The sequence below is a fragment of the Pseudomonas sp. ANT_J12 genome (genome assembly GCF_008370045.1).
GTDB lineage: Bacteria > Pseudomonadota > Gammaproteobacteria > Pseudomonadales > Pseudomonadaceae > Aquipseudomonas.
In genome coordinates, this window is record NZ_VOBN01000013.1 from 124,782 (window position 1) to 139,925 (window position 15,144).

General features: G+C 61.7%; 15 protein-coding genes. 5 read left to right on the plus strand and 10 right to left on the minus strand.

All coding sequences use genetic code 11. The annotated features are described in order from the left end of the window. The first annotated feature begins 14 nt into the window (after positions 1 to 14). Both FQ192_RS23500 and FQ192_RS23505 read left to right on the plus strand, forming a co-directional pair. On the plus strand, positions 15 to 485 hold the full coding sequence (locus FQ192_RS23500) for a prepilin peptidase (RefSeq protein ID WP_149660689.1): 471 nt from the start codon (positions 15 to 17) through the stop codon (positions 483 to 485). Positions 486 to 612: 127 nt separating this feature from the next. Then, positions 613 to 1,404, plus strand: a complete 792-nt coding sequence (locus FQ192_RS23505) for a response regulator transcription factor (RefSeq protein WP_149660690.1) — start codon at positions 613 to 615, stop codon at positions 1,402 to 1,404. Positions 1,405 to 1,489: 85 nt separating this feature from the next. Here FQ192_RS23505 and FQ192_RS23510 read toward each other — a convergent pair whose 3' ends face one another. The 9 genes from FQ192_RS23510 to cpaB all read right to left on the minus strand — a co-directional run bounded on the left by FQ192_RS23510 (position 1,490) and on the right by cpaB (position 9,736). Next, positions 1,490 to 1,858, minus strand: a complete 369-nt coding sequence (locus FQ192_RS23510) for a DUF6124 family protein (protein ID WP_149660691.1) — start codon at positions 1,856 to 1,858, stop codon at positions 1,490 to 1,492. 388 nt (positions 1,859 to 2,246) lie between these two features. Continuing rightward, positions 2,247 to 2,522, minus strand: a complete 276-nt coding sequence (locus FQ192_RS23515) for a DUF3613 domain-containing protein (protein ID WP_149660692.1) — start codon at positions 2,520 to 2,522, stop codon at positions 2,247 to 2,249. Between the two features lie 12 nt (positions 2,523 to 2,534). Beyond that, positions 2,535 to 3,248 (minus strand): tetratricopeptide repeat protein, encoded by a 714-nt coding sequence (locus tag FQ192_RS23520; protein ID WP_149660693.1) that lies wholly within the window; start codon positions 3,246 to 3,248, stop codon positions 2,535 to 2,537. A gap of 10 nt (positions 3,249 to 3,258) precedes the next feature. Further along, the gene (locus FQ192_RS23525) at positions 3,259 to 4,149 is read right to left on the minus strand and encodes a type II secretion system F family protein (RefSeq protein ID WP_149660694.1); all 891 of its coding nucleotides are present in this window, start codon (positions 4,147 to 4,149) and stop codon (positions 3,259 to 3,261) included. Then, on the minus strand, positions 4,146 to 5,030 hold the full coding sequence (locus tag FQ192_RS23530; RefSeq protein ID WP_149660695.1) for a type II secretion system F family protein: 885 nt from the start codon (positions 5,028 to 5,030) through the stop codon (positions 4,146 to 4,148). The genes FQ192_RS23525 and FQ192_RS23530 overlap by 4 nt, the downstream gene beginning before the upstream one ends. A gap of 10 nt (positions 5,031 to 5,040) precedes the next feature. Further along, on the minus strand, positions 5,041 to 6,321 hold the full coding sequence (locus FQ192_RS23535; RefSeq protein ID WP_149660696.1) for a CpaF family protein: 1,281 nt from the start codon (positions 6,319 to 6,321) through the stop codon (positions 5,041 to 5,043). After that, positions 6,318 to 7,508 carry a pilus assembly protein gene (locus FQ192_RS23540; RefSeq protein ID WP_149660697.1) on the minus strand — a complete coding sequence of 397 codons (1,191 nt, stop codon included), beginning with the start codon at positions 7,506 to 7,508 and terminating at the stop codon, positions 6,318 to 6,320. Before FQ192_RS23540 ends, FQ192_RS23535 begins: the two co-directional genes overlap by 4 nt. Then, on the minus strand, positions 7,505 to 8,767 hold the full coding sequence (locus FQ192_RS23545; RefSeq protein ID WP_149660698.1) for a type II and III secretion system protein family protein: 1,263 nt from the start codon (positions 8,765 to 8,767) through the stop codon (positions 7,505 to 7,507). The genes FQ192_RS23540 and FQ192_RS23545 overlap by 4 nt, the downstream gene beginning before the upstream one ends. A 21-nt stretch (positions 8,768 to 8,788) precedes the next feature. After that, a complete protein-coding gene (cpaB, locus tag FQ192_RS23550; RefSeq protein ID WP_149660699.1) occupies positions 8,789 to 9,736 on the minus strand; it encodes a Flp pilus assembly protein CpaB in 948 nt (315 codons plus the stop codon). Positions 9,737 to 10,060: 324 nt separating this feature from the next. Between cpaB and FQ192_RS23555 the strand changes: the two genes are divergently transcribed. The 3 genes from FQ192_RS23555 (at position 10,061) to FQ192_RS23565 (ending at position 13,307) form a co-directional block, all read left to right on the plus strand. Next, complete coding sequence (locus FQ192_RS23555; protein ID WP_149660700.1) at positions 10,061 to 10,258, plus strand: Flp family type IVb pilin; 198 nt, start codon at positions 10,061 to 10,063, stop codon at positions 10,256 to 10,258. 86 nt (positions 10,259 to 10,344) lie between these two features. Continuing rightward, entirely contained in the window at positions 10,345 to 10,755 is a 411-nt protein-coding gene (locus FQ192_RS23560; RefSeq protein ID WP_149660701.1) for a response regulator, read from the plus strand. A gap of 167 nt (positions 10,756 to 10,922) precedes the next feature. Beyond that, a complete protein-coding gene (locus tag FQ192_RS23565; protein WP_149660702.1) occupies positions 10,923 to 13,307 on the plus strand; it encodes an autotransporter outer membrane beta-barrel domain-containing protein in 2,385 nt (794 codons plus the stop codon). A gap of 57 nt (positions 13,308 to 13,364) precedes the next feature. Here FQ192_RS23565 and FQ192_RS23570 read toward each other — a convergent pair whose 3' ends face one another. After that, positions 13,365 to 15,032: a ShlB/FhaC/HecB family hemolysin secretion/activation protein gene (locus FQ192_RS23570; protein ID WP_149660703.1), complete on the minus strand. Its 1,668-nt coding sequence runs from the start codon at positions 15,030 to 15,032 to the stop codon at positions 13,365 to 13,367. Positions 15,033 to 15,144: the final 112 nt, after the last annotated feature.

The following is a 15,144-nucleotide window of genomic DNA, read 5'->3' on the forward strand; positions in this document are numbered from 1 at the left end:
ACGGTTTTTACCGGATGCAGAGCCTTGTCTTGATTATCTGGCTGGCGCTGTGCGCCGTGCAGGACGCTCGCCAGCGCCACATCGCCAACGTCCTGACATTGGGCGCCGGCGGGTTGGCCCTGACGTATGTGGTGTGCACCGGCAACACCTGGCTGGGGGCCGGGGCCGAACAAGCCGGCTGGGCGGCGTTGCTGGCGTTGGCCTTCACATTGCCGGGCTACGTGATGAAGCGCATGGGCGCCGGCGATGTGAAATTAATGACAGCTTTGGGTTTGGCGACCGACGGTATGCACCTGCTTGGGGCGATTATCGGTGCGGGGCTGGCCAGTGCGTTGTGGTTACTGCTTGCGCCAAAAGTCTGGCTGCATATGAGTCAAGGACTTAGGCAGCGTCTGCGCTTTTTTCGCCACGAAGCGTCAAGGAAGCAGCCTTACGCGCCGTTCGTATTGATAGGCATGGTGTGTACGCTCCTTTGGATCCATTAATCGCAACAGGCTACCAGTGCTATGTACATAGTCGGAAAGTGCGACTACTTTTCATTTAGAGCAGTTATACAACCAGCGGCTATTAGTACAGGAATGGTCAGCTTTCGGCCTGGGCATGGAGTAGCACGTGAACAAGCTTACGTCCGCAGTAAAAGTGCTTGTGGTCGACGATCAGCCTCTGGTGGTCGAAGAGCTGTGTGAATTCCTGGAGAGCAACGGTTACCGCTGTGTGCCGTGCGAGTCCAGCACCCAGGCGGTCGAGCGCTTCACCCAGGACCCGGAGATCGGTCTGGTGCTGTGCGATTTGCACATGCCGGACATGGACGGCATCCAGATGGTGCAGGAGCTCAAGCGCCTGTGCGGCCGGCAGCGGGCGTTCGAGGCGATCATGCTCACCGGGCGCGCCGACAAGCAGGACGTGATCAAGGCCTTGCGCGCCGGGATTGCCGATTACTACCAGAAGCCGATTGACCTGGATGAATTGCTGGAAGGTTTGCAGCGCCAGGAAGCGGCGTTGCAGGAGCGGCATAAAGATGTGCAGCTCGGGCATTTGAATCAGAAGTTGCAGTACTTGTCCGAGTCGATCGACGACCTTTACCAGGATCTGGACCGGGTGCGACGCGCGCCGCGTTCGTCGGCGTTGCTGGGCACTGACACGGGCGAGCCGAGTGAGGCGGAGCGGCAAGAGATCCCGGCGATTTTCAATCAGCTGTCGCCACGCCAACTCGATGTGGCGCGCTTGGTGGGCAAGGGCCAGACCAACTATCAAATTGCCTGTGAATTGGGGATTACCGAGAACACGGTGAAGTTGTACGTGTCCCAGGTGCTGCGCCTGACCCACATGCATAACCGCACGCAATTGGCGCTGGCCTTGTCGCCGAACAATGCCGCAATGCACCAGCGCGTGACCGCGCACTGATAGAGGCCGACCGCCTAAAACCTGTGCGCTAACGCGTAATCAGGACAGTGAGGGAGCACGCCCCCCTCACTGCTGTGCCTGGAGGTTACCCAGGCTTGTGGTTATCCAGTACGCGATTGACCGACAGCTCACTCAACATGATCACCCGCTGCAGCACCAGCATCGAATAGCGTCGCGGGCCGTCCGACAGTTCGACGAGGTCGTTGACCAACTCGCGGGCGGATGCCAACGATTCGCTGGCATCGACCAGCAACGTTTCATCATCCACCGCTGCGTCGATGGTGAAGAAGGTGCCGGATTTGCGGGGCGGTATCTGCGTTTTCGTCGCCCCGGGGGTGAGGTAATGCTTGAGCGCGCGCTCGGCCGACGCTTTCAGCTTCTCGGGATCGAGATTGAAAGAGGCGTCGTTGGGGACTGGACCGGTGTTCGGGGGGTTAGGTGTAGCTTTGAACATTGTTAAAACTCCGTCGCAAATTTTAAGGAGCCATCACCCTCGCTACCAAACGAATGGGTGGCGGCCATGCATGGGTTGGTAGACCGGTCGCGACAGAAAACCCGGCGCTCACGAATGAGCCCCACACATGACCACCATATAAAGCGAGTCCCAACAACAGGGCTGCATAAGGTGTTGCCATACGACTATCACGACGGGCTACCAAACCCGGTCACTGTTTTGCAGTGACCCGGAAACGATATAGCCCACCCCATAGCCGCACAAGCCGGCGGATTCTGGCGTACGCGTAGGCAACGACGCAAGGCGTTGTAGCCGTTTATGACGTAACACTGGGTGTCTTTAAACGTTCGCGAAAAAAACTGTTTAACCGTGGCAAAAACGGTGCCCGCTATCCCCCCGACCCACTGTCGACTTTCCCGCCCTCATCCTGATCAAAGAACTTCGGTATCTCGTGCAGGTAGCTTTTCAACCAGCGCTGCATGCTCAGTTCGCGCTCGGTCGCGGTGGCGGTTTGCAGCTTGGGCGAGGCCAGCGTGTTGCGGCTTTGCAGTTGCAGCCAGACTTCGGTTTCCTGCTGTTGCGGCGACGCGGGGCCGGCGTCGATGGCGAAGGCGCCCAGGGGCAAGGTCAACAGCGCGAGGCCGCAGAAGGTGGTGGTTTTCATCAAAGGCCTCGTCTATTGGATGGTCGATGCCGTCGCGGTGGCGTCCTGCGCCGCCACGGCCGGGACAGCCTTGCCCGGCGTCTTGAGTCGTTCTGCGCGGGCCTGGGCCTCGGTGACTTGCGCCGGGCTCAGGCCGACGCGGCTGACCAGTTCGGCGGCGCGGCTCCAGTCATCCTGGTAGATCAACAGCGTCACCAGATTGACCGCCGCTAACTGGTCGCTCTGCTTGAGCTCCATCGCGGTGAGGAATTCGAATTGGGCGTCTTCGACCCGCCGCTGATTGAGATAAACCACGCCCAGGTCGTTGCGGATTTTTTCGTCGGTGGGCGCCAGGCGTGCGGCGCGTTGCAAGTGGGCCTGGGCTTGACCGTTGTCGCCGTTGGCGGCGGCGAGTTGGCCCAGGCCATGTTCGGCTTCGGCGGCCATGCAACTGCCGAGCAGGCTGCGGTACAACGGCTCGGCTTCGTTGCGGCCCAGCAGTCGATAGACCTTGGCTTTGCGCAAGCGCACGTCGGCCAGGTTGTCGGGCAGGTTTTGCAGGTTGGCCAGGCTGGCGTGCAGTTTGCCGTCCTTGGCCATGTCGTCGGCCAGGTTCAACGACAGCTGTTGATCGGCGCTGGGTTTGCTGCAACTGGCGCTGCTGGTCAAAGTGCTCCAAGGGTCCTGCCCGTTGCTCGCGCAGCCACCGAGCAACAGCAGACTCAAACCGGCCATCATCGCTTTCATCTCATTCCCCTCAAGAAGCAAAGGCCCGGGCCAGGGCGGTGAAGCCCGGGCCGGCCAGCACGATCAATAACGCCGGGAAGAGGAACAGCATCATCACGACGGACATTTTGGCGGACATCTTGGAAATGTATTCCTGCAAGCGCGTCAGGCGCCGGTCATCGAGCAGCAGTTTGAGCGCCAGCAGGGATTTCATCGCGCCGCCGCCCTGGTGAATCAATTGCTGAAGGATCACGCAGGTGTCGCTGAACTCATCCACCGCCAGCAAGCGGCTGGCCTTGTTCAGTTCCTCGCCCAGTTCCAGGCCGGAGTCGACCCGGGCCAGCACCAGGCGCAATTCATGGGTCAGGGCCGGCAGTAAATGTTTGCCTTCGAGGCTCAACACCCGCAGCGCCTGCTCCACCGCCATGCCCGACTCGAACAAAATCCGCAGCAAGGGAATGAAGGTGGAAATCTCGGTCGCCAATTGTTTTTGCCGGTGTTGCGCCGCCGCGACCAGCAAGCGTTTGGGCAGCAGATAACCGATACCGGTGGCGAACGCCGGGACGATCCAATGGTTGTCCAGGTCAGGAAAAAACAGGCCCTGGATCAGCAACGTCACCGCCAGCGCCAGCACCGGTACGCCAACCTGGAACGCCGCGAACAGTGAGCGCCGACGCGCACTGCGCCAGCCCAGACGGTTGAGCAACACTTGGGTTTCATGGTCCAGGTTGACCGAGCGCTGACCGAGCCGGCTGTTGCCCAGCACCTGCAACCAACGGCTGAAGCGGCGGTGGTCCGGCAGGTGCCCATCCAGCCGCCGTGTCACCTGGCGCACCCGGCGCTGTTGGTCCAGCAGGCCGGCGAATAACAACACACCGGCGGTGAGCAACAGCAGCGCGCTGATCAGCAACGGGATCTTCATAGGCTGCGCAACATGCGCCACAGCGCCAGGCAACCCACCACCTGCAAACCGAACGCGGTGGCGAGCATGAGCTGCCCCGAACCGTCGTGCCACATGGCGAGCAGGTATTGCGGGTTGGACAACAGGAAGTAGCCGGCGAGGCTGATCGGCAACCCGGCCAGCACGATTGCCGTGACGCGGGTTTCACCGGTCATGGCACTGAGCTGACGCGCGGCCTGGTCCCGCTCGCGAATCATCTTGATCAGGTTTTCCAGCAGCTCGCTGGCGTTGCCGCCGTAGCGGTGATTGACCTTGAGCCCCAGGGCGAACAGACGAAATTCCTCCTGCTCATACAGCTCGGCCAGGTCCGACACGGCATCCGGCAGGCTGACCCCCAGCTGCACGTTACGCTGGACCCGGCTCATGGCGTTTTTCAGCGGGTCTTCGGCGGCATCGATGCCGCCGAGCACGGCGTCGGCCAAGGTGCGTCCGGATTTCAGGCTGCGCACGGTGTGATCGAGCAACTGCGGCAGTTGTTCGATCATGCGCTTGAGCCGGCGCTGGTAACGCCAACCGACGTACAGCCGCAGGAGCAGCGGCGGCACCGCCAGCAACACCAAAAGGCCGGGCCAGCCACCCAGCGCGAAACCGATCACGACGCCCAGCGCCCACAGCAGCAACCACAGGCCGAGGCGTTCGGTGGGACGCCCGAGGCCGGCGCGCAGAAAGGCCCGTTCCAGGCCGACCCACGACGACTTTTGCACCACCAACTCCGGCTGCCCTTGGGTTAACCGGCCGATCACCCGCTCGGTGGCGGACTGGCGTAATCCGCGCTGGAACATCCGCGCCGATAAGCCGAGCAGCGCCAGGCAAACCAGGATCAGCAGCAACACCTTGAGCATGCCCGGGCCCTCAGTTCGGAAAAGGAATGAGCGCCGATTCGCGGCGCAATTTGTCGCCGGCGGGGTGGACCGCCTCGCGCAGAAAACCGAATCCGGTACGCCGGTCGAGGCGGAACAATGTGTTGGTCACGTAGACGTCGTCGCGCACGCCGACCACCTCCACCACCTCGCTGACACAGCGCCGGCCATCGGGCAGGCGGGTCAACTGGATCACCACGTCCAGGGCCGCGCAGATCATATGGCGCAGGGTGCGTTCGGCGATGGTCCGGCCGGTCAGGCCCACCAGGGTCTCCAGGCGCAACAGGGCATCCTGGGCGTTGTTGGCGTGCACGGTGCTCATGGAGCCGTCGTGGCCGGTGTTCATCGCGGTGAGCACATCGAGCACTTCGACGCCGCGAATCTCGCCGAGGATGATCCGGTCGGGACGCATGCGCAGGGCGTTGCGGATCAAGTCGCTGGACTTCACTTCGCCGTGGCCCTCGGCATTTGGCGGACGGGTTTCCAGGCGAACCACATGGGGATGGCCCAACTGCAACTCCGCCACGTCTTCGATGGTGACCAGGCGTTCGTGGGGGTTGATCAACTGGCTGAGAATGTTCAGCAACGTGGTTTTGCCGGTGCCGGTGCCGCCGCTGATCAGGATGTTGCAGCGCTTGCCCACGGCGTCCTGAAAGAAATCGAAGATCGCCTGATCGATGGTTTGCATGGCCATCAGGTCGTTGCTCTTGAGCATGTCCTTGCGAAATTTTCGAATCGACAGGCACGGGCCATCGAGGGCAATCGGCGGAATGATCGCGTTGACCCGACTGCCATCGGGCAGCCGCGCATCGACCATCGGCGACGACTCATCGAGCCGTCGCCCGAGCGGCGCGAGGATCCGTTGCATCACCCGTTCGACGTGGTGCGCATCGATAAAACGCAGGTCACTTTGATGCAGCACGCCGTCGCGTTCGATGAAGACCCGGTGCGGGCCGTTGACCAGAATCTCGGTCACGGCGGGGTCGCGCAGCAGCACTTCCAGCGGACCGAAACCGGTGAGTTCGTCGACGATTTCCTCGGCCAGGCGTTCCATCTCATAGCGGGAGATCGCCAGGTGCAGGCGGGCGATGTACTCGGCCACCTTGTCGATCACAAACTGCGAGAGCACTGGCCGCGAGCCTTCCAGCAGGTTTTTTCCGGACTCCTCGATGGCGTCGATGATGTAGCGGTGCAACACCAGTTTCAGGCCTTCGTGGTCACTGTTGCCGGCCGGTCCGCGCGCGGGCGCGCCGAACAGTTTTTCGCCGCTCATGGTGTGCCCCTCAAGCGGTTGAACCAGCCGGCCTTGGGTTTGGCCAGGCCTTCGGAGCGTTTCGCCAGCCGTTCGCCGAGGGTGCGCAGGCTCTGGGTGAGGACTTCGCGGGGGGCAAACTGGAACAGGGTGACGCCCTGGTTCTTGGCGTTGAGCCGCACTTCGGGGCTGTAGGCGAGCACGGCGATGACCTCCAGGCCGAAGCTCTTGCCCAGGGTCTCGGAATCCGGGGCGACGCTGCGCAAATAGCGGTCCACCAGCAGCCGTGCGTGGTCGAGTTTCATGCCTTTTTCGCGCCACAGATTCAGCACCGCTAGGTTGCGGCGGCAGTCGAGCACGTTCTGGTCGGTGTACCACAGTAACTTGTCGCAGTGGCTGACAAAGGTGCGCAGCGCTTCGCTGTCCGGCTGCCCGGTGAGGTTCACCACAATGTGCTGGAAGTGTTGGCGCAAGGCGCTGAGCAGCATGTACAACTCGGCGGCGCTGGTGTGTTCCAGCGGCTCGTCGCTGGCGGCGTAAGCGAGGATGCGCAGCCCGGCTTCGGCACTGGTGAAGGCGCTGTCGATCAGGGTCGCGTCGAGGCGCCGCAAATGCCGCAACGCATCGCCGAAGTGGAACGAACTTTCAAGGCCGAGCAAGGCCAGGCTGTCGCCGCGGGGCAGGCCCAGGTCCAGCAGCAGGGTTTGCTGGCCGCTCTTTTGCACCACTTGCGCCATGTGGTTGGCCAGCAGCGCGCCGTCCCCGTTGCTTTGCACGCCATACAGCACCGTCAGGCCGCCGAGTTGCGTGTTGGGTGCCACTGGCGGCAGGCGTTTGCTCAGGCGTCGCACCAGCCCGGCGACCTCACTGGAGCGCGAGCCATAAGCAACGAAATCCCGCGCCCCGGCGCGCATGGCGTTGAGCACCAATTGGTTGTCCATGCCGTCGCCCAACGCGACCACCGCCAGCATCGGTTTGGCTTCCAGGGCGCCTTCAATCAACGCGCTCTGGGCCACCACGTGTTCACGGTCCAGGCCCACGAACACCAGGCTGGCGAAGGTCACGTCGACCAGCGCCAGCAGTTCGTCAAGACTGCCGCCACCGGCGCTGACCACTTGCCCCAACGGCGCGAGCGCGCCTTGCAGCCACTCCAGGTCGGTGCTGTTGCGGGTGATGGCGAGGAAGGTCTGGTTCAGGTTCTGGCTCATTGCGATAACCCGCTGCGTTTATCGAAATTGCCGTTTTCCAGGAAGTACAGGCGATACCAGTTGGGGTCGTAGTTGCGCAGTTTTTCCCCGGGCAACGACGGCAATTGCGCGTTGGCCGCCAATGGCTGCACCAGGTGCGGGGTGACGATCATCAGCAGTTCACGCTCTTCGCGCTTGATCGACGAGTTGCGAAAGAACGCACCGATCACCGGGATGTCGCCCAGGCCGGGAAATTTTTCGACCTGCGACGAGTTCTGGGTGCTGATCAAGCCGCTGATGACGAAGCTCTCGCCATCGGCCAGGGAAATGCTGGTGTCGGTGCGGCGAATGGTGAACGCCGGCACGGTGGTGCCGCCGATGGTTACGCCGTTGTTGTAGTCCAGTTCACTGACTTCCGGCGCCACCTTGAGGGCGATGCGATCCTGGCTGACCACGGTTGGCGTCAGGGTCAGGCGGATCCCGAATTCCTTGTACTCGATGGAGTAGCTGTTGCTGTTGGCGCTGGGCACCGGGATCGGGATTTCACCGCCGGCGAGAAAACTCGCGCTCTGTCCGCTGATCGCCACCAGGCTCGGCCGCGCCAGGGTGTAGGCAAAGCCGCTGCCTTCCATGGCGTTGATGATGGCGAGGAAATTACCGCCGCCGGCGACGATGTTGAACATGTCGTTGGCCAGGGGAATGCTCGGCACGGCGATGCGCGGATCGAGGTTGCGCAGCGGCAGCACTCGGGGGGTGACGGCGGTGTTGGGCACCGTGCCCGGCGAGCCGAACAGAAAGTTGGAGTTCTTGCCATAGATCGAGGTGCCGGCCTCTTTCAGTTTGGTGCGGCTGACTTCGACGAAGCGAATATCGGTCTGCACTTGCGACGGCAGCAGCGGGTCATCGGACGGCAAGCGGGTGGCGCTGGTCATGGCCGCCGTGGCCTTGCCTTGCACGAACACCATGCTTTGGCGCGGTGCGCTGGCGCAGGCCGTCCAGACCATCAGGCTGGTGGCGCCGGGAGCCATGCCGGTGACCAGAAACGCTTGATTGCCGTTGACCCGAACATCGGCGATTTTCGGATCGCCCACCGCCACCCGGGTGATCGCCACCGGTGATTGCAGGGCCTGTTGCACCCCTTCACCGACTTCCAGCACCGCCGGCAACGGGCCGAGCGCGGCGCAATTGCCGACGGCTGCCAGGGTGGTTGTAAGTGGCAGGCCGCTGAGCACGGAGGCCCAGAGCAGGCCTTGGAACATGGACATGGAACGTCTGCGCATTTAGATGCGTCCTTGCTCGACTCAGGGGGTTTGTTGGGTGATTTCATTGCCGCGTATGACTTCCACGCTCGACGTGCGCGGTGCGGCGCGACTGGCGGTGGCGAGGGGTTTTGGCGCAGGCGTCATGGCCAGTTGGTTGAACTGGATCAAGTCGCGGTTGGCGCTGGTCAGGTTGGCGGGTGAAGCGCTTTCACCAGCCCAGTAATGGGCCAGGCGTTTCTCTTCGGCGCTGCGTACCGCCAGGCGCAAAACCCCGGCCTGGGCAGCGAGCATCAAGCGACTCAGCAACGGTTCGGGCACCGCGAGCAGCACCGATCGGGCGCTGGCGCGCAGTTGATCTTGCTTGAGTTTATCGTCGTCGCTCAGGCCGGGCCTGGCGGGTTGACCGTCGTTGGTCAGGCCCAATTGTTCACCGACCCCGAGCACCCGCAGCGCCGGCACCACGACCTGGGCCGATTGCTGGGGGTTGTTCACGTCCGAGCGCAGAAACAGCAGCACGTCGACATAGTCGCCGGGGCTCAACTGGCCGCCGGCATTGATCACTTCATCCACGGCCACCGCGAGGGCGCGTTCGTCGGGGCGGATCATCCGGGCCAGTGCGCTGCCGGCTTCGAAACTCTCATCGTTGAGCCAGCTCCCGGCGCTCAGGGCGCGCCACGGCGCACGACCGATCGCCTGATCGAGTCGGCTCAGGCTGCCGGCCGGCGCGGTGCGCAGTTTTTCCAGGGCCACGTCGGCTGCAGTGATTTGCACAAACGGCGCGATATCGCGCAGCAACACCACCACCGGTTGGCGGGTGGGGTCTTCCTCGGGCGCTGCGGCCACGGCCGGTGCGGTGACCGTCACCACGTTGGGCTGCGCCACAGGCGCGGGTTCCGGCTGACGGCCCAGCACCAGGCCCCAATAACCGGCAATGACGGCACCTGCCAGGAATAATCCGGCCAGGCCCAGGGTGACACGGCTGTTCATGACGGCTCTCCCTTTCCCCGCTGCTAATGACTCGCCATTCCTTCGAGACAATTTCGCAATCAGGCAGCTATGAACATGCAACTATTTCGCTATTTGACGGTAGCGCAGCTAAAGCAAAACGCCATTACCTCGCTTTAAATAGCGAACGAAAGTAGAGGGTTAAAGCGCCAAACGTGGTTTTTTCAAGCGTAAGTGCTCGACTTAATACTTAAGTGATAATTCGTTCTTACAGTTGTTGGTAAAGCCTTTGCCGACAATGCTGATGCTGGCATAGGGGAATTATGTTGTGACCCTGCAACACCCGCAGTCATCAGGAGAAATGCCATGTCCTTCAAAGCAACGGCTCAGAAGATCAAGTCCGAACTTTCTTTCTACGTAAATCTGGCGAAGGACACCGAAGGGGCTTCGGGTATCGAGTACGCCATCATTGCCGGCATGGTGGCGGTGGCGCTGGCGGCGTTTGTAACGCCGATCAAAACGGCGGTGACCACCATGTTCACCACCATTTCGGGTGCGCTCTGAATCCAGTCGATGCAAATGGACGGTCACTTGCCAATGCGCCAAAGGGCTTCTAACGTCAGCGCTTAGTCCACAGCGGGTGCCATCCTATGAACGCTTCTCAAGAACGCCAACAGTTGCTGCTGGTTGACGACGAAGAGGACGCGTTGCTGGAGTTGGCGGAGTTGCTGGAGGGCGAGGGCTTCAGTTGCTTTACGGCCACCTCGGTCAAGCTCGCCCTGCATCATCTGACCCGCCACCCTGATATCGCCCTGGTGATCACTGATCTGCGCATGCCGGAGGAGAGCGGCATGTCGCTGATCAAGCGTTTGCGCGAACACACCTCACGCCAGCACTTGCCGGTGATCGTGACGTCCGGGCATGCGGACATGGAGGATGTCAGCGACATGCTGCGCCTGCAGGTGCTCGACCTGTTTCGCAAGCCGATCTATCACGTGCGGTTGCTGGAGACGTTGAACAATCTGTTCCCGCTGCCCGCGACCCACCTGGTCAATCTTTGATCAGTTAAATTTGACGCCATCACTTTGACATTTAAGTAGTGTCGAAATGATGGCTCGTGTACATTTGCCGCCCCCGATCAGCACCCTGCTGAGGGGCCGGTAGGGATGCCTGATTAATTCGTCACCCTGCTGAAACTGCCATTTCAAGTTTCGGAAGGGACTCTCGATTGAATACCTCTTGCCTGCGCCGCTCGTTGCTGGCGTTGTCCGTGGCGACTGCCGCGTTTCAGACCTCTGCCGTTGAAGCGGCGGACCTCAATTACGATTTGAGCAATGGCCCGTACTCTGGCACCGGGCAGACGTGGCGAGCCGCCACGTTCACCGGAAGTCTCAACGTCGTACCTGCGTTGCCTGGATCGGGTGATGCGGTGAACTTCCAGGCGCTGACCCTCCAGGAAAACCTGACCAACAAAGGCTCGATCGTCATTGATGGTCTGGCGTTTGCACGCGGCATCTCGATCAGCAATGGCAGTGGTGCGACGGTGATCGGCGGCTCCCTGATCAATGACGGCTCAATCAAGATCAATGGCCTTGCCACAAGCGGTGCGTCGATGGGTATCGACGCCAGCGGCATCACGCTGACGAATTCGTTGGTCAATAGTGGCGAAATTACGGTCAATGGCATGCGCCCGGTAGGGGTGCTGCTGTCCCACACCACGCTGACGGGGATCAACAACACCGGTTCGATCAGCGCCAATGGTGAAGGTGCGATGGCGGTGGATCTGGACCGCGCGACGCTGAGCAACACCGTCTATAACGAGGGCAGCATTCGCGCCACCGGCCTCGACGCCGAGGCGCTGGCATTTGAAGGTGTGGTGTTGGCGCCCGGCAACCGGTATGCGGCGTGGAACCGCGGCACGATCTCGGGTGAGGCCTACGGCATCCATGTCAGCCTGCCCGTCGCAGGCCAGGGCGCCTTCAATTTTTATCAGGACGGCGGCCTCATCGAGGGCGGCACGGCTGCGATCCAGGTTGACGGTGGCAATAGCTATTTCTACTGGAATGGCGGCAACGTCAAAGGCGATCTGCTGGGCCTTTCGGGGGTGCTCATCGACGGCGACGTGAACTTCGATGGCTCAACCATCCGCTCGGGGTACGTCACGGTCGAGAGCGGCAAGCTGACGCTAATGCAACCGCACACCACGATCATCGGCGACTTCGACATGGAAGGGTCCGACTCGGTGCTGGAAATGTACCTGGGCAACGACACCAACCCCGCGTTGCCGGTGTTGAAGGTCACTGGCGACACGGATATTGCACCGGGTGGGCAACTGAAGTTGCTGGCGCGCTCCAGCGACTTCCGCATCAACGCGAGCGGCACTCGCTACACCTTGATCAGTTCGGGCTCATTGACCGGCGGTGAGAACCTGAGCGTGACTTCGTCGTCGGCCTTGCTGGATGTCAAAAGCTTTGGCGTTGAAGGCAACGACATCAAAGCCCTGGTGACGACCAAATCCGAAGCCGTGGTTGCACAAAATATCCTCAGTGCCGGCGGTACGCGCAACGCGGTTGGGGCCATTGGGCGTTTCTCGACGGCCGTCATGCCGTTGCTCGACGAACAGGACCCGGTGTTCCAGGCCTTCGCCAACGCGGGCACGGACGCCGAACTGGCGCAACTGTCGGAAAAACTCAGCCCGGACGTCAGCCGTGGCGTGTTGCATGCGACCACCAACAGCCAGACGCTGATGACCAATGCCATCAACGACCGCTCCAGCCGCGCCCGTACCGGCACCGGTTCGACGGACAAAGGCGTGTGGTTGCAAGCGCTGAGCAGCGATGCCAATCAGGACGAGCGCCATGGCGTGGCGGGTTATGACGCCGATAGCCACGGGATTGCGGTTGGTGCTGACGGTCAGTTGAATGCCGACACCGTTGTCGGCCTGGCCTACAGCTACCTCAAGAGCGATGTGAAATCCGATCTGGGCAGCAAGACCGATGTCACCGGGCATGCGTTGACCCTGTATGGCAACTGGACCCATGACAACTGGTTCGTTGATTCGTCGTTGATGTATGGCTGGAACGATAACGAGTCCAAGCGCTACATCGCCGGCACTCGGGCCAAGGGCGATTACGACAGCGATATCTTGGGTGTCAGCGCATTGGCCGGTTACAGCTTGCGCTTGCAGCCGAACCTGGTGCTCGAACCGCAGGTGGGTGCGCGTTACGCCAACGTCGGCATGGATGCGTACCGCGAGAAGGGCAGTTCGGCGTCGCTGAACGTCGGCAGCCAGCGCTATGAAGTGGGCGAAATGGGCGTGGGCGCACGCCTGGCCGCAGCGTTCGATGTCGGCACCGGCAGCTTTGAACCTGAAGCCAAGGTCATGGCGTGGCACGACTTTATCGGTGACAAGACCGCGACCACGTCGGCCTTTGCACTGGGCGGCGATTCGTTCACTACGCGCGGTACGACGCCGGTGCGCGACAGCTATGAACTGGGCCTGGGCGCCAACTATGTGATGGGCGCCTGGAGTGTCGGTGGGTCTTACAACTACGTGACCAGCACCGATTTCAATGCCGATTCCTTTACGGCGAAGGTGCGTTACGCGTTCTGATTTCAGACCGCGTTTTTGTTCATCGCGAGCAAGCGTGTTGCCTGCTCGCGATGGCCTCTACAACTGATAACTGAAACTCACGCTATAGCGCGGTCGCCGGTTAAACGTGTCCAGCGCTTCATCCGACATCGGCTTGGCCGCTTCCAGCGCGATGTTGTAGTACTTCGCATCCCCAAACCGCAGGCCCACCGCCGCCGAGGACAAGTTGTTGCCCTGCACCGGCAACTGGTTGAACCAGGTTTTCGAGCGGTCCAGCACCACATAGGGTTGCAGCACCCGCAGCCAGTTTCCGTCGCGGTTGAAGCTGTAGTTCACTTCGTAAGCCACCCCCCAACCCTTGTCACCGGACGCCTGGTCGTCGGGGTAGCCACGGCCGAAATTCTGTCCGCCGAACACCGCGCGTTCACTGTCGGGCAGGGTGTCGTCGCTCCAGTACAGCGCAGCCGAGAGCACGCCTTGCCAGTTGTCGAAGAACTTGTCGCTCTGCACTCCCGATACGCGCAGGCGCAGGAAATTGAGGTCGACATCGGCACTGGTTTTCGCCCCCATGCCATCGATGCCCTGGTACGCCCCGCCACTGAGAATCCGTAATTGTCGGGCGTCGGCCTGGCGCCAGTCGCTTTCGAAGGCTAGGGCGCGGATGTCGGTGCGCACTTCGACGCTGCGCGGGTCATCGACCACGTCGTAGCGGGTTTTGTCGTTGACCGCATACAGCCGCGCACCGGCGCTGAGTTGTTCATTGGGCGAGGCGATCAGCGGGTGGCTGAAGCCGATGGAGTAGCGATCGTTTTCCCGGTGCGGCTTGAGCTGCAGGCCATTGTCGAGCAGCACATTGGTGCCCGGATCAGCGCGGTAGCGCGAGGCCGACAAGCTCAGTTGCGTGCCTTCGGCGTTGAGGAACTGGTTGTAGTCCAGACGGTAGTAATGCTCTTTGTCGTCCCCCGGCGGGAACAGCCCGCTGAGGCTCACTTGTTCGCCCATCGCCGTCTGGGAATTGCTGCTGATTCCGAGCAAGGCCTGGGTGCCATTGCGACTGTTTTCGGTGGCGCTCAAGCTGCTGGTGAACGGTTTGCGACTGGCTTGCACCGCCAGGTACGCCGCGCCGTCGGTGGTGCCCGGTGGCGGCACTTGCGCCTGCAAGGTCACGCCGGGGATGCGGCTCATTAACGTGGTGTAGCGCTCGAAGGTTTTGCGGGTCAGCGGTCGTTCGGCCTGGAGCTTGGCCACCAGTTTGTCCAGCAGGCTTTTCACCCGCCCGAGGTCGCCCTGCACCTGGTAGTCCTTGATGTAACCCTCCACCAACACCACCCGTGCCACGCCCTGGCTGAAATCCTGTTGCGGCAGGAAGGCGTAGGACAGCAAGTAACCGTCCTGTTGGAAACGGCGGGTGATATTGCGGGTGGCTTCGATCAACTCGGCGAGGCTGGTTTCGTGGCCGAGCAACGGTTGATACAGCGCCGCCAATTCGTTGAGCGGGTAAATCGTCCCGCCTTCGATCTGCACGTTTTTGATCGTCACTTTGGTGCCCATCATCAACGGTTGCGCTGCGGTCGCGCCGGGCTCCGGCACTTGCAACGGTGCCGCTGTCGGGCGGTAGGCGTCGGCGGGCAGGTTTGGCACGGGGAGGTTGCGGATCGTTTCGTTACTGTTGAGAAAGCTCGGAAGGGTGTCGGCGAAAGTGAAAGAACTGACGGTCAGGCACAGCAGGGAAGCCATAACGCGCATAGGACACTCCATGGTCATATCGCGACATCCCGGGGCTCGTCAGCTGACTGAACCAGAACCGCAGGCTGTCTTGCTCCAAAAGAAAAAGCGGAAGACCCATCTGAATCTTCCG